At 61.5% G+C, this 15612-nt stretch carries 10 protein-coding genes; 6 read left to right on the forward strand and 4 right to left on the reverse strand.

Going from position 1 to position 15612, the window contains the following annotated elements; genetic code table 11:
• Window positions 1–33 precede the first annotated feature (33 nt).
• Window positions 34–1005 (reverse strand): transposase, encoded by a 972-nt coding sequence (locus tag A6A03_RS18795; RefSeq protein ID WP_156525395.1) that lies wholly within the window; start codon window positions 1003–1005, stop codon window positions 34–36.
• Between the two features lie 339 nt (window positions 1006–1344).
• On the opposite strand from A6A03_RS18795, the gene A6A03_RS18800 reads away from it, so the two are divergent.
• From A6A03_RS18800 to A6A03_RS18825, 6 genes are all read left to right on the forward strand, one after another.
• Window positions 1345–3177, forward strand: coding sequence for a VanW family protein (locus A6A03_RS18800; protein ID WP_066791343.1), 1833 nt, complete (start codon window positions 1345–1347; stop codon window positions 3175–3177).
• A gap of 136 nt (window positions 3178–3313) precedes the next feature.
• Entirely contained in the window at window positions 3314–3781 is a 468-nt protein-coding gene (locus A6A03_RS18805; RefSeq protein ID WP_066791345.1) for a CBS domain-containing protein, read from the forward strand.
• A gap of 282 nt (window positions 3782–4063) precedes the next feature.
• Window positions 4064–5131, forward strand: coding sequence for a pyruvate dehydrogenase (acetyl-transferring) E1 component subunit alpha (pdhA, locus tag A6A03_RS18810; RefSeq protein WP_066791346.1), 1068 nt, complete (start codon window positions 4064–4066; stop codon window positions 5129–5131).
• 61 nt (window positions 5132–5192) lie between these two features.
• The gene (locus A6A03_RS18815) at window positions 5193–6188 is read left to right on the forward strand and encodes a pyruvate dehydrogenase complex E1 component subunit beta (protein ID WP_066791347.1); all 996 of its coding nucleotides are present in this window, start codon (window positions 5193–5195) and stop codon (window positions 6186–6188) included.
• A gap of 120 nt (window positions 6189–6308) precedes the next feature.
• Window positions 6309–7613 carry a dihydrolipoamide acetyltransferase family protein gene (locus A6A03_RS18820; RefSeq protein ID WP_066791349.1) on the forward strand — a complete coding sequence of 435 codons (1305 nt, stop codon included), beginning with the start codon at window positions 6309–6311 and terminating at the stop codon, window positions 7611–7613.
• Between the two features lie 614 nt (window positions 7614–8227).
• On the forward strand, window positions 8228–9103 hold the full coding sequence (locus A6A03_RS18825; protein WP_066791351.1) for a sulfurtransferase: 876 nt from the start codon (window positions 8228–8230) through the stop codon (window positions 9101–9103).
• 1130 nt (window positions 9104–10233) lie between these two features.
• Here A6A03_RS18825 and A6A03_RS18830 read toward each other — a convergent pair.
• The 3 genes from A6A03_RS18830 to A6A03_RS18840 form a co-directional block, all read right to left on the reverse strand.
• Window positions 10234–11820, reverse strand: coding sequence for an NADH-quinone oxidoreductase subunit N (locus A6A03_RS18830; protein WP_066791356.1), 1587 nt, complete (start codon window positions 11818–11820; stop codon window positions 10234–10236).
• Window positions 11821–12365: 545 nt separating this feature from the next.
• Entirely contained in the window at window positions 12366–13877 is a 1512-nt protein-coding gene (locus tag A6A03_RS18835) for a complex I subunit 4 family protein (protein ID WP_066791357.1), read from the reverse strand.
• 69 nt (window positions 13878–13946) lie between these two features.
• Window positions 13947–15611: a complex I subunit 4 family protein gene (locus A6A03_RS18840; RefSeq protein WP_066791359.1), complete on the reverse strand. Its 1665-nt coding sequence runs from the start codon at window positions 15609–15611 to the stop codon at window positions 13947–13949.
• Window position 15612 lies beyond the last annotated feature (1 nt).

The raw sequence follows: 15612 nt of genomic DNA on the forward strand, positions 1-15612 counted from the left end.
TCCCGCACCCGGCCCTGAAGGGCCGGGCTGGGTTTACGAAGCCCGCTGCGCGGGCTGATGCCCCCACCCCTTGCCCCCTTTCGGGGGTAGGTATTTCATCGGCTCACCTCCTGCGGCGAGAACCAGTTGCCGGATGCCATCGGTGCGGAAGGGTGATCCCGTCGCGCGGGGACGGGGTGGGGTGTGGGCATTGCGCGAGCTGACGAACATAGGTGATCCCGTGCGCGCGGGGACGGGATCATTGGCCACGGTTCGGGAACCAACGGCCCACACCAGCAGCGTGCAGGGGAGGCGACTGGCTGGATGCTTGAAACAGGTGCCGGCGTCCTGCCGGGGTTGCCCATCGGGTGACACGAGTTCGCGGAGCCAATACCACCGTGCCTGTCCCGCGGGGCGAACCTTCGCACCGGCGTTGCTGCGCAAGAAGGGATGCCAGCCGAGGCGGACGATCCGGCGAACCAACCACCGCGCATCCACGCCACGGTCGGCCAGCACGATGACCATCCCATCGGGCGGAATGGCCGGGCGGAGCATCCGGAGCATCCGCAGCCATGCGCGCCGCCACGACTGCGATTGACCGGCCGGAAGCACCGTCCACGCCACGGGAATACCGGTTCCGCGAGCGACGACCGAGCTGGTCAGCACCACGAACCGGTCGTGCAGGGTGGTAGCATCGAGCGCGAGCGCGATCTGCTTCCCGTGCCACACGCGCACGATCCACGCGAGGAGAGGGGCAAAACAGGTGGTCACAGCGAGGGTTTGGCGCTGCGTACCGGCCTTGCGTGGGGCCTCGACACACCATTCGTACCACCGTTGCTCGATGGTCGCCACCTGCTGGGTGCGGAGCAACGCGAGAAAGGTGGCCACCGTCAAGCGACCACACGACCGGGTACACGCGATCCCGAAACTCCACCACGCGAGTACCGTCGCCTGCGGGGCGCTGAGGTGGGGCACGGTGCTTGACACGCATGCTGTCCATTCCGATACTGCCTCTTGGTGAGTCATGCTGCACCTCCGAATCATGGTGGAATTGGTACCTCCATTCCATGCTACGAGGTAGGCTGGCTCACCTCAAAATACCTACCCCCGAAAGCATCTCTCCCCTCCCCCAGCGGGGGAGGGGTCAGGGGTGAGGGCCGCCCCTCCCCCAGCGGGGGAGGGGTTGGGGGTGGGGGCATTGCAGCCATCTGCGCGCATGGGTGCTGTCCGCCCTTCAACCCGCCGGGGCAGGCCTTTGCCGGGCCGAGCACTGCCGTGCGCGGCTACTTGACACCGCTACCACGGCGCGTTAGACTGAAGACGTCATCGCTGTTTTGCGCATTGGAATGCCATTGCGAGACTATCATGGATCGTCCGCTGCCAGCCCGGATGCCCCGCGCCCGCCGTTCATGGCCGTGGCGCGTTATAGAATGGTTGCTCGTGCTCACCGCACTGGCCGGGTTGGCGGTGCTGCTTGGCTATGGCGCGATCTTGCTTGGCGAACGGCTGCTAGCCGAACGGATCTATCCTAACATTAGCGTGCGTGGCTTGCCGATCGGCGGTCTGACCCGCGCCGAAGCCCGCGCTATGCTCCTCCGTCGCTACGCCGATTTCCTTGCCGCGCCGGTAACGCTGAGCTTCGAGGGCCAGCTCTGGCGACCGGCGGCTGAAGACCTTGGCCTCAGTTTGGCGATTGACGAGGCGCTCGACGCGGCGTTTGCCCTCGGTCACGATCTCAATTGGCAAGCCAATACCCGCATCGCCGCCGCCACATGGCAATACGGCGTTGATCTGCCGCTGCGCCTGCGCTTCGACCAGCGCATCGCGCAGCAAACACTGCGCACCATCGCCGCCGAGATCGACCGCGCGCCGGTTGAGGCGAGCGTTGACCTGCGCAATGGGGTGATCGTCGTTGGTGCAGAGCAGTGGGGCCGGCAGACGCTGATCGATGACACAATCGCCGATATTGCCGCTGCCGTGCAGAGTCTGCAACCGCAAGAGGTAACGATCCGCACTCGCCTGCTCGAACCGCGCGTGCGCGATGCAGACCTCGCCCCCACCGTCGCCGAGCTGCAATTACTGCTGCACGGCCCAATCCGGCTCGAAGGGCGGGGCGGCCAGTGCCCAGCCGGTTGCCGCTGGGAATGGCCGGTACCCCAAATCGCCGCGTGGATCAAGCTCCGCAGTCTCACCGCGATTGATGGCCGCCCGGCAATGGCTGTCATGATCGATCAGGCCGCGATCCGCGCTGCGTTGACCCCGATCGCCGCTGCACTGCGCGAAGAGGGCGGTTTGCCGCGGGTGGATTGGAATAACGGCAACCTGCGTATCCGCACCCCCGGCACACCCGGTCGCGGCCTTGCGGTCGAAGAGGCGCTAGCCCGCATTAATGGCGCACTCTACAGCCACGAGCGCACCGTAACCTTGCCCTTGCGCGAATTGCCGCCGCCGGTCACTGCCGATAACCTCGCCGCATTGGGCATTACCGAACCGGTTGGCGTGGGGGTCAGCTCATTTCGCAACTCGGCTGAGTATCGCATTACCAACATTCAAGCCGGCGCGCGCCAAATGGATGGCGTGCTCATTCCGCCCGGCGCTGCCTTCTCGTTCAACACGACCCTCGGCCCGGTCACCCCGGAGCGTGGCTTCGTCGAGGGGCTGGCTATCGTCGCCAACCGCACCCAAAAGGAATGGGGAGGCGGTCTCTGCCAAGTCAGCACCACCGTCTTCCGCGCCGCCTTCTTCGCCGGCTTACCAATCACCGAACGCCACGAACACTCGTTCCGCATCGGCTGGTATGAAGAGCTTGGCGAACCTCCCGGCCTCGATGCCGCCATCTTTACCGGCGTCCACGATCTACGGTTTGTCAACGATACCGGCGGCTGGCTGCTCTTGACCAGCAAAGTTGATCTGCAACGCCAACAATTGACGATGATCCTCTATGGCCCGCCAAGCAACCGCCGGGTTGAATACGCTTACCGCATTCTCGAACGCACCCCGGCCCCGACCCAGCCAGTCTACGTTGATGATCCCACCCTGCCGGCTGGCGTCATCCGGCAGACCGATACCGCGCGCGGCGGGTTGCGGGTCGAAGTCTATCGCACCGTCTATACCAATGGCGAAATCAGCCGGCGCGATACGATCCCCACCACCTTCCAACCATGGCCCGACATCTTCGTGCGCGGCACTGGTCGCTAACCGCACCGCTGCGCCTAACATTCCTGCCACGCCGCCAGCTTGCCAATCTCTGCTATACTAAGGAAGAGTTGTTCGTGCAACTACTCTCGTGAAGAATATCACGAATACAACATAGCGAAACGAAAGGTGTAGCGGAATGAAAGCGCGCGAGATCATGACCCGTGATGTGATTTGCATCACTGATGACGCCTCGGTCGAAGATGCCGCCCGCCTGATGGCGCGCAACCGGATCAGCGGCTTGCCGGTAATTAACGGTCACGGCATCTTGGTTGGTCTCGTCACCGAGCACGATCTGATCGCCAAAGAGGGGCGCACGGTCAAAGAGATTATGACCCGCAGCGTGATCAGCGTCAGTGCCGACACCGAAGTCGAGCAGATCCAGCACCTGCTGACCAACCAGCGCATCCGGCGGGTACCGGTGGTGGAAAACGGCAAAGTGGTCGGGATTGTCAGCCGGTCAGATCTTGTGCGCCAGATTGCGATGCGTTGGGTGTGCGGCGTCTGCGGCGAGATCGTGCGCTCACTCGAATCACCCAAACATTGCCCACGGTGCGGCGCTGACGCCAGCGCCTTCACCCACGAAGTGGTGCCGCCGGGCATGTAACAATAATAGGGCGTTGGGGCAGCACTGGCCGTTGCGCTAACGCTATGCTTGCAACCGGTTGATCGATCGCCAAGCTGCTGCTGTGCCATCACGCAGCAGACTGTCGATCTGCCTTCACCAAACAATTGCGTGCTGCCAGATCAGTTGTGGGTCTGGCCCATCCCAAGCGCGTCACCCGCCCGCGGGGGCGTGGCGAACATACCAGATGGCGCGTCGCTTCGACACTTGGGAACACTCATCCTGCCGGAGCGAAGCGCCCAGCATACGAGAGGAGTCTCAACTATGGCCGAAGTAGCCGAAGCGGCTCAGCCCCTCCTTGAGCGCGCTACCGCCGATGAATTGAAGCATTACTACTATCAGATGCTGCTGTTGCGGCGATTTGAAGAGCGCGCCGGCGAAATGTACGTGAAAGCGAAAATTGGCGGATACTGCCACCTCAATCTCGGCGAAGAAGCCACTATCGTCGGCCTCATGGCCGCCCTCACTCCCGACGACTACATCTTCACCAATTATCGCGAGCACGGTTACATTATTGCGCGCGGCGTGCCCCCCGGCCCGGTGATGGCCGAACTGTTCGGCAAAGAGACCGGCGTTTCCGGCGGGCGCGGCGGTTCGATGCACCTGTTCGATCGCAAAACCAACTTTATGGGTGGCTACGCGATCGTCGGCGGGCAGGTGCCGCTTGCCGTCGGCGCGGCGTATGCGCTGCGCTATCAGGGCAAGCCGGGGGTGGTCATTGCCCAGATGGGTGATGGCACCACCAACATTGGCGCGTTCTACGAGTCATTGAATCTAGCCAAAATCTGGAAGTGCCCGGTGCTCTTCTTTATCGTCAATAATGGCTACGGGATGGGCACCTCGGTGGAGGCCGGTTCATCCGAACCGGATTTGTGGAAGAAGGGCGCTTCGTTCCGCGTCTATGGCGAACGGGTCGATGGCACCGATGTGCTGGCAGTGCGCGATGTGGTGCGCCGCTTGCGCGTCCGCGCCGAGGCCGAAGGCGAACCGGCGATTATCGACGCGGTCAGCTTCCGCTTCCGCGGCCACTCGGTGATCGACTCTGACCGCTACCGCGATCCGGAAGCGGTGCGCCGCGGGCGCGAGCTGTACGATCCGATCCGTAAGTTTGCCGCCCTCTTGCTCGATCACGGCGTTGTTGATGACGCATGGCTGAAGAGCGTGGCCGATCGGGTCGAGCGCGAAGTGCAAGAGGCGATTGACTTCGCCAACAATAGCCCCGATCCCAAGTTTGAAGATCTCTATAAGTATATGTACGCGACGCCGGTGCCAAATACGCCGACCGCTGAGGATGCCATCCGCGCTGTGAAGATTAATCACGGCGAGTTCTAGCGGTGAGGTGCAGCGCAGCAACGCCTACAATACGGCGTGTCTGAACAAGTAAGAGGTTGTTATGCCTGTGATTACGTACCGCCAAGCGTTGAACGATACGCTGGGCGAGGAGTTGGCCCGCGATCCGAATGTGCTCTTGATGGGCGAGGAGATCGGGGTCTTTCAAGGTTCGTACCGCGTGACCGAGGGCCTGTTGGCCGAATTCGGCCCCAAGCGGGTCGTTGACACTCCGATCGCTGAAGAAGGGTTCGTCGGCGTGGCCATCGGCGCGGCGATGCTCGGCCTGCGCCCGGTGGTCGAGATTATGACCATCAATTTTATTCTGGTCGCGATTGACCAGATCGTGAACCATGCCTCGAAAATTCACTATATGTTCGGCGGGCAAGTGAGTGTGCCACTGGTGATTCGCACGCCATCCGGCGGCACCGGCCAACTAGCGGCCACCCACTCGCAGTCGTTCGAGAATTGGTTTGCCTATTGCCCCGGCCTCAAGGTTGTCGCCCCGGCAACGCCCTACGATGCCAAGGGCTTGCTCCGCGCCGCCATTCGCGACGACGATCCGGTGATCTTTATCGAGTCGCTGGCCCTCTACGATACCAAGGGTGAGGTACCCGAAGATGATGACTACGTGGTACCGATTGGGATCGCTGAAGTGAAGCGGAAGGGAACTGATGTCACCGTTGTTTCATACTCTCGCATGACCGCGGTCGCCTTGCAAGTCGCCCAGCGTATGGAGCAAGAGGGGATTAGCGTCGAGGTGGTAGACTTGCGCTCGCTGCGCCCGCTCGACCGCCCCACCATTATCGAGTCGGTCAAGAAGACCAATCGCGCCGTGGTCATCGCCGAAGATTGGTATTCGTATGGCGTGACCGCCGAGATTGCGGCCACCATTCAGGAAGAGGCATTTGATTATCTCGATGCGCCGGTGCAGCGCGTTGCCGGGCTTGAGGTGCCGCTGCCCTACGCCAAAGAGCTGTCGGCGGCCTCGAAACCGAATGCCAATAGCTTGATCTACGCCATCCGGCAGGTTATGAGCGGTACGAAACGTACGCGCTGAACCCGGTTATCGGCGAGTATAAGCCCCTCTCCCCGCAAACAGGGAGAGGGGCTAGGGTGAGGGGTCACAACCCCGCCATCCGCAAGATGCACACTCATAGTATCAATCATGGGAGGCTCCATGGGTGAAGTAACCATGCCTCGTCTCTCCGACACGATGTCGGAAGGTACGGTGGGCCGTTGGTTGAAGAAGATCGGCGATTCGATCGCCGTGGGCGATATTATCGCTGAGATCGAGACCGATAAGGCCACGATGGAATTGGAAGCGTTTGAGGTCGGCGTGCTCCAGCAGATTTTGGTACCCGAAGGGCAGACCGTGCCGATCGGGCAGCCGATTGCGATTATCGGCGACGGCTCAGCGACGGTGGCGGCTGCCCCGGCTGCACCAACCCCCGCTGCGGCGGCTCCCGCCCCTGCCCCGGCTGCGCCTGCCGCAGTGACTGCACCGCCTGCGACAGTCACCGTCGCTACCAGTGACGAGAACGGGCGGATTAAGGCCTCGCCGGTGGCCCGCCGTCTCGCCGAAGAGTTGGGGATCGATCTGCGCCAAGTCACCGGCACTGGCCCCGGTGGCCGGATTATCAAGGAGAATGTCGAGGAATTCGCGGCCCGCCGTGGTACGGCAGCTCCGGCGCCAGTCGCTGCGCCCGCGCCGGCCCCCGCACCTGTGCCCGCGCCGGCCCCCGCACCTGTGCCCGCACCAACCCGCGCACCAGCTCCCGCCCCCGCTCCCACGCTGGCCGGCGCTGAGCCAATGAGCCGTATGCGCAAGGCGATCGCGCGCGCGATGAACGAGAGCAAGCCCGGCGTGCCCCATATCTACCTCACGATTGAGGTTGATGCCGATGCGTTGATGGCGCTGCGCGAGCAGATCGCCGCCAGCGGCACCCGCGTCTCGGTTAATGATCTGATCGTGAAGGCGGCAGCTAAGGCGCTCGCCAAGGTGCCCGCCGTCAACACCAGCTTTAGCCAGACTGCCGACGGCCAGCCGGGAATCGTGCGCCACAGCCAGATCAATATCGGCGTGGCCGTTGCCCTCGATGATGGATTGGTGGCGCCGGTCGTGCGCGACGCTGACAAGAAGAGCATTAGCGTGATCAGCGCCGAAATCCGCGATATGGCCCTGCGCGCCCGCGAGGGCAAGATCAAGCAGAACGAACTGGAAGGCGCGACCTTCCAAGTCACTAATCTCGGTATGTTCGGCATTGTCGAGTTCGGATCGATCATTTCGGTGCCGCAGGCCGCTTCGCTGGCCGTCGGCGCGGTGCGCAAAGTGCCAGTGGTGCGTGATGATCAGATCGTGATCGGGCAGGTGATGAATCTGACTCTCAGCGCCGATCACCGCATCGTTGATGGCGCCGTGGCTGCGCAGTATCTGCAAGAGCTGCGTAAGCTGCTGGAAGCGCCGATGACGATCATCGTCTGATCTTGAAAACGCAATGAGATAAAACGCAAAGGCGCAAAGGACGCAGAGTTCGCCAAGGTTTTGGGATGAACGTCTCTGTTACCGAGTCCCCATTCAAAACCCTCTGCGCTCTTTGCGCACTTTGCGTCTTTGCGTTACGATCCCTTTGCGCACGCTGCGTCTTTACGTTACGATCTCTCTGCGCCGTGGCTGCGCAGTATCTGCAAGAGCTGCGTAAGCTGCTGCGCCGATGACGATCATCGTCTGATCTTGAAAACGCAATGAGATAAAACGCAAAGGCGCTAAGGACGCGGAGTTCGCAAAGGTTTTTTGGATGAACGTCTCTGCTATCGAGGCCCCTTTCAAAACCCTCTGCGAGCTTTGCGCACGCTGCGTCTTTGCGTTACGATCCCTTTGCGTTCTCTGGCCTGTTGGTTGAACATGCATATCATCGTCTGATCAGGAAAACGCAAAGGCGCAAAGGACGCAGAGTTCGCCAAGGTTTTGGGATGAACGTCTCTGTTACCGAGTCCCCATTCAAAACCCTCTGCGCTCTTTGCGCACTTTGCGTCTTTGCGTTTACACCCTTAGCGCCTTTGCTTCCTTAGCGTCTTTGCCGTGAGAGGAGTATTGCTATGACGCTCGAACTGCCACCCGGCCCGTTAGTTGAAACTGACTGGCTGGCTGCTCACCTCGGCCATCCCAGCCTGCGCATCGTCGATATGCGCGGCACCGTCTTGCCGCCGACCGCTCCCAAACCCCACTACTTTGCCCGCCACGAAGACTACGCCGCCGGTCACATCCCCGGCGCGGTCTATATTGATTGGACGCGGGACATTGTCGATCTCGACGATCCGGTGCTGGTGCAGGTCGCGCCACCCGCCAAAATCGCTCACGAGCTTGGCCAACGCGGGATTGGCGATGATACGGTAGTTGTCGCTTACGATGACTGGTATTCGATGTTCGCTGGCCGCCTGATGTGGGTGCTGCGCTATTACGGCTTCGAGCAGGTGCGGATTTTGAATGGCGGCTTGGTCAAGTGGCTGGCCGAAGGCCGTCCTCTCACCACCGAAGTGCCCAACTATCCGCCGGCGACCTTCACCCCGCGCCCGCAACCGCATCTGCGCAAGACCGCCGATCAGATGTTGCAGGCGCTAGGCAGCGACCTGCTCTTGATCGATGCTCGCAACGAACAAGAGTATCGCGGCTTCGAGTCACGCGCTGCCCGCGGCGGCCACATCCCCGGCGCGCGCAACGTCTTCTACCAGAGTCTGGTCAGCGGGCCGCACCAAACCTATCTCTCACCCGATCAGCTCCGCGAACGCTTCCTCGCCGCCGGGATTGATCCTGATGCCGCCGCCGATCGGGAAGTGGTCGCCTACTGCAACGGCGGCGTCTCAGCCACCCCGACCGCTATCGCTTTCGAGATCGTCAGCGGTCGCCGCGTCGCGATCTACGATGGCTCGTGGAATGAATGGGGCAACGATCCCGCAAAACCGCTGGAGCGGTAATCATGCCTGCTGGAGTGCGGCAGTTCACTGCCGCATTCCCCATCACCAGCACGCCTTTACCCCTCCCCCAGCGGGGCAAGCTATGTACCGCTGAGGTCGCCAAAGAAAGAAATAGCCACAAAAACACGCAAAAGCCACGAAAGAAGGTATATGGAGTGCGGCAGTTCACTGCCGCATTCCCCATCACCAGCACGCCTTTACCCCTCCCCCAGCGGGGGAGGGGCACGGGGTGGGGGCAAACAGTTCACTGCAAAGATCGCCGAGGACGCAGAAGCAGGAAATAGCCACAAAAACTCGCAAAAGCCACAAAAAAATGACAGGAAACGCTTATGGCTTCTAGCGGCGTTTCCCCATCCCCCTCTGCGCCCTCTGCGTTCTTTGCGTCTTTGCGGAGCTGGACAGCCGTCCGGCTCTACTGCGCCTTTGCTTGCTTGGCGGCTTTGCGTTGACTCCCTCACCCCCCGGCCCCTCTCCCACCTTACGGCGGGAGAGGGGGAGCCGCGTAGTTTGCGGGAAAGGCATCGTGGCACGCGAGACCGCAGCGCCCCTCTCCCGTGTTACGGGAGAGGGGGAGGGGGTGAGGGTCTGTTTACCGCTGAGGAAGGAAATAGCCACAAAAACTCGCAAAAGCCACAAAAAAATGACAGGAAACGCTTATGGCTTCTAGCGGCGTTTCCCCATCCCCCTCTGCGCCCTCTGCGTTCTTTGCGTCTTTGCGGAGCTGGACAGCCGTCCGGCTCTACTGCGCCTTGGCTCACTTTGCGCCTTTGCGTTGACTCCCTCATCCCCCGGCCCCCTCTCCCACCTCACGGCGGGAGAGGGGGAGCCGCGTAGTTTGCGGGCAAGGCATCGTGGCACGCGAGACCGCAGCGCCCCTCTCCCGTGTTACGGGAGAGAGGGAGGGGGTGAGGGTCTGTTTACCGCAGAGGACGCCGAGGAAGGAAATAGCCACAAAAACACGCAAAAGCCACAAACGTATGATGTTACACTCTTGTGTCTTTTCGTGGCTATTTCCCCCAAAACCTCTCTGCGCCCTCTGCGTCCGTTGCGCCTTTGCGTTTTGTCTCTCTGCGCCTTTGCTCGCTTTGCGGCTTTGCGTTGACCGTCTTGGTTCGCTTTGCGACTGGCTGTTACGCCCGTTCTAACACACTCAAAATCACGTTCGGGAAGATACCCAACGCCAGCACTCCCAGCGCCGCAATCGTCAACGCTGCCGCCACCCCGCGCGACATCGGCAGCGGCGTCGTGTCAACCGCCGGTTCGATGAACATCACCTTCAGCAAGCGCAGGTAGTAGTAGAGGCTGACAATCGTCATCACCACCGCGATGACGACGAGCCACGTTGCGCCGCTTTGCCAGCCGGCCATAAAGATGTAGAACTTGGCGAAGAAGCCGCCGAGCGGCGGGATGCCAGCCAGTGAAAGGATGCAGACGGTAAAGAGCAGCGCCAGCGGCAAGTTGCGCCGCGCCAGACCGCGCAGATGCTCGAAATCGTCGCCTCCCACTTGCTGGCCGATCAGCGCCAGCGCGCCAAACGCGCCGATATTCGTGAGGCTATAGATGATCAGGTAGTAGAGCAGCGCAACCAAGCCCTGCTCGCGGTCGAATTGCTGCGCCGCCGCCCACGCCAGCAAACCCAACACCACAAACCCAGCATGGGCAATGCTCGAATAGGCTAGCAGACGCTTGGCATTATTCTGCGGCAGCGCCGCCAGATTGCCGAACACCACCGTCAGCAAGGCCAGCACCGCCAGCACTCCCGTCCAACCGCCCGCTGCCTCACCCAACACCGGCGCGCCAGCCATCGCCGGGAAGGTCTCGGTCAGCAGACGGAAGAGCAGGATGAACCCCGCCGCCTTCGAGGCAGTCGAGATAAAGGCCGTGATTGGCGTCGGCGCGCCTTCGTACACGTCCGGCGACCAAGCGTGGAACGGCACGACCGCCAGTTTGTAGCCCATCCCGGCGACAATAAACAACATTGCCAACGTGATCAGGCCGCCGCTCGACGGGGTGAGTGCGCCGATGCGGTCAAAGCGGGTGAGGTCGTTCAGGTTCGTCGCTCCACCCACCCCATTCAGCGCCGCGCCAAAGGCCATACTCATCCCGTAGAGCAAGATCGCCGACGAGATCGCCCCAAACAAGAAGTATTTCAACCCCGCTTCCGCCGAGCGCGCTTGATTGTGGAAATAACCGGCCAGCAGGTAGAGCGGGATCGAGGTCAGCTCAATTGCCAAATAGGCTAGCAACAGCTCGTTGGCCCCCACCATCAGGCACATGCCGAGGGTGGCGAAAACAATCAGTGCGTAGAATTCGCCGGGGTGGGCATTGGGCCGCACATCGAGACAGAGCAAGCTCGTAAGCAGAGCCGCGCCGATGAGCAGTAACCGTGCGATCATGGTCAGATGATCGACCACAAACACGCCGGCTACCGGATCGCCACCCGGCCCGCCGCTCTGCAAGTTGCGGATGATGTTGGTGAAGAAATTGACCGGCGCTGTCTCCGGCAACTGGTAGATGTAGCCGCTCTGCAAGAGCGCCACTGCCAGCACCATCCCCAACCCGATTGAGGTGAGCGACGCCGATGACTTAACCCGTTCAAGCTGCGCTTGCGGCGTGCGCCCCCATTTTTCGAGAATATCCGACCCTAGCACCAACAGCGCCAGCACCAGCAGCAAAATTTCTGGCAAGAGGCGCGGGATGTCGGTTAGTTGAAACATACGTCCCTCGTTGTGATGCGCTCACACCCAGCCGTGTTGATGCTGAACAATGCAATCTAACATGCGTTTTAATGGGGCAGGAGACGGACATCCGTCCGTCGCTACCATTGTTTTCGCTTTGCGTCCCTCTGCGCCCTTTGCGCCTTTGCGTGTAACCCTCTGCGCCTCTGCCCCCTCTGCGTCTTGGCGTTGACCGATATGGGGAAGGAGACGAACGGACGTCCGTCGCTACAGATATTTGCCCACTGTGACTGGTTGGAGACGGACATCCGTCCGTCTCTACCTATTTTCCCTTTGCGCACCTCTGCGCCCTCTGCGCCTTTGCGTGTAACCCTCTGCGCCTTTGCCCCCTCTGCGCCTTGGCGTTGACCGATATGGGGCAGGAGACGAACGGACGTCCGTCGCTACAGATATTTGCCCACTGTGACTGGTTGGAGACGGACATCCGTCCGTCTCTACCTATTTTCCCTTTGCGCACCTCTGCGCCCTCTGCGCCTTTGCGTGTAACCCTCTGCGCCTTTGCCCCCTCTGCGTCTTGGCGTTGATCACCGCAGCGCCACCGCCACTTCACTCAACCGCGCCGCCAGCGGACGCACCGCGGTATCGATCAACTCGGTCATCCACGCCGGGTACAACCCCAACCCAACCAGCACTACTGCCAAAATCAGCGCCCCGGTGTACTCTTGCCACGTCAGCTTGGGCAGGTGCAAAAATTCGGGATTCTTCACCTCATCGTAAAACACCGACCACACCGCGCGCAGAATGTACGCGCCGGTGATCGGGATGCTCAACGCGGCAATCACCGCCACCAACGGGTAGCGTTCCCAGACGCCGATGAAGATGTTGAATTCGGCCCAGAAGCCGGCCAACCCCGGCATACCCATCGAGGAGAGACCGCCGAGAATGAACATCGCCGCCGCAAACGGCATCACCCGGCCCAACCCGCCCAATTCGGGCAATTGGCGGGTGTGGGTGCGGTCGTAGATCATCCGCCCCACCACCGCAAAGAAGAGGGCCGTCATAATGCCGTGGGCAAACATTTGCAACACGGCTCCCAACAGCGCTATCTGGGTGCCGGCGGCCAGCGCCATCACCACCAAGCCCATGTGGCTCACCGACGAATAGCCGATGATGAACTTAGCGTCGCGTTGCACCATCGCGATGCTGGCGCCATAGACAACGTTAAAGATGGTGAGCACGGCAATAATCGGCAGCCAATCACGCGCTCCGACCGGCATCAGCCACATCGCCGCCCGCAGACAACCATACGCACCCAGCTTCATCAACACCCCAGCGTGCAACATACTCACCGCCGTCGGCGCCGCCACGTGACCGGTCGGGCTCCACGTGTGGAAGGGGAACATACCGGCCAGCACGCCGAACCCAACGAACAACGCTGGGAAGAGCAGCCATTGCAGGTTGCCGGAGATGAAGCCTTGCTCGGCCAGCACCAGCATATTGAAGGTGCGCAAGCCGCTGCCAAAGTAGAGCCCGATCATGCCGATGATTACCAACGCGCTGCCGGCCATCAAAAACAGGGTCAGCTTCATCGCGCCGTACTCTTTGCGCGTGCTGCCCCAAATGCCGATCAGCAAATACATCGGCAAGACCGCCAGCTCGTAGAAGACGAAGAAGAGGAACAGATCGAGCGCGCTAAAGACGCCATACACGCCGGTGGTGAGCAGCAACAACCAGACCCAATACTCTTTGGTGCGCTCTTCGATGTTCCAGCTCATCAACGCACCGGTAAAGATCACGATCCCGTTGAGCAGCAGCATCGGCAAGTTGATCCCATCAACGCCGAGCAAGTAGCTGATGCCGAGTTGCGGAATCCAGTCGAGCTGCTCGATGAACTGGAAGCCGCCCTTCACCGGATCGTAGGCCAAAAAGACCAACAGCGACAAGATGAGCGACAGCAGCGCGAATCCCGCTCCCACCCACCGCATGAGGTCGGGGTAGCGATCGGGAATGACGGCGATGATGATCGCCGGTACCAGCATGCTCAGCCAGATCAGGCTTAGCCACGGCACATCGGCGGGAAGTGTTATCAACCCCATGCAATCACCTTTGCGCAATCCGGCAGTGGTTGGAGGAGTTTGCAGCCAACCACTGTGCCGGCTTCAGACCTACCCCAACACCCGCGTAAAGATAGCGACCAATTGCCCGGCGGCAGCATTGCCCAAATTCATCAACGGCGCTGGATAGACGCCAATCAACAGTGACAAGAGCAAGATCGGCGCCATCGTCCAGAATTCCTGCGGACGCAGATCGGCGATCGCGCGCGGGTTGCCAGTGGCCGGGCCGAGGAAGATGCGCTGAAACATGAGCAGCAAGGCCAGCGCCGTCACCACCAACCCAATCACCGCCAGCGCGGTGAAGAAGGGCAGGGTCGCCCACGCGCCGCGGAAGATGAAGAATTCGCCGACGAAACCGGCCAATCCCGGCAAGCCGAGGTTGGCAAAGAGGGCAATCCCCATCACGCCGGCAAAGGTTGGCGCGCTCGCGCGCAAGCCACCCAAGCCGCTCAGCTCCCAGCGTCCGGTGCGCTCGTACAAGGCCCCCGCCAGATAGAACAGCGCACCGGTGCTGAGGCCGTGGGCCACCATCTGCACTAAGGCACCGTTGATCGCACTAGCCCGCGCCGCCACCCCAGCTTCGCCCGCCGCCGCTGCGCCGGCAATCGCCAGCATCACGTAACCCATGTGGTTGATCGAGGTGTAGCCGATCAGGCGTTTGATATCGCCATTGACGTGGTTCAACGCACCGAAGGCTCCGGCGACCACGCCAACCACCGCTAGCGCGGCCAGCGCCGGCGCGAAATACTGTGCTGCGTCGGGAGTGAACGGCAGCAACAGCCGCAGCATGCCATACGCCCCCATCTTGCTCATCACCGCCGAGAGCAAGATGCTGGCTGCGGTCGGCCCTTCGGCGTAGGCGTCGGGCAACCAAGTATGGAATGGCCATACCGCCAGCTTGATCGCAAAGGCAATGAAAATCGCCCACATCGCGATGCTGCTGTAGAGCAGCGGATAGCGGCCCAGCGCATTGGTCACGCCGATCTGCTCAAGGTAGGCAAAGAGAATGTCGCGCAGATTGCCTTCGACCCCGGCTACCGGCAAGCCTTGCCCCAACCGGCCCAGCGCGATCAGATCGAAGGTCGGATAGCCGGCCTGCCGCACCGACAGATAGATCAATTGGAAGAGCAGCAGCATGCCGAGCGAGCCGGCCATCGTGTAGACAAAGAACTTGAAGGCGGCGTAGCGGCGCTGTTCGCGGCCCCAGTTTTGAATCAGGAAGAAGGCCGGCACCAGACTGAATTCCCAGAAGATGAAGAAGAAGAAGAAATCGAGCGCAACAAAGTAGCCGAGCATGGCCGCTTCAAGCAAGAGCAGCAACGCTAGATGCGCCCGCACCCGCTCGCTGACGCCCCAACTGGCGATCACCGCCACCGGTGTCATCACTGCGGTTAGCAGCACCAGCGGCAGACTCAGGCCATCAACGCCGAGAAAATAGTCAACCCGGATGGCCTGAATCCACGGTACCCGCTCGACCAACTGCACCACGCCTTGCCCGCTCGCCACCGCATTCGGATCAAACCGCGCCCAGATCAGGCCGGCCAACAACAGCGGCACCCCCGTCCACGCCAGCACACCGGTCTTGATCGTCCGCTCATCGAGCTTCAGCAGCCATGACAGTCCGATCAAGGCAATGCCAACCAGCGGCGACAGCACCAGCAAGGTCAGCCACGGCACGCCATCGGCGGCAGGAAGAAGATACTCTGGCAGATTCATA

This window comes from Chloroflexus islandicus (assembly GCF_001650695.1).
GTDB classification, from domain to species: Bacteria; Chloroflexota; Chloroflexia; order Chloroflexales; family Chloroflexaceae; genus Chloroflexus; species Chloroflexus islandicus.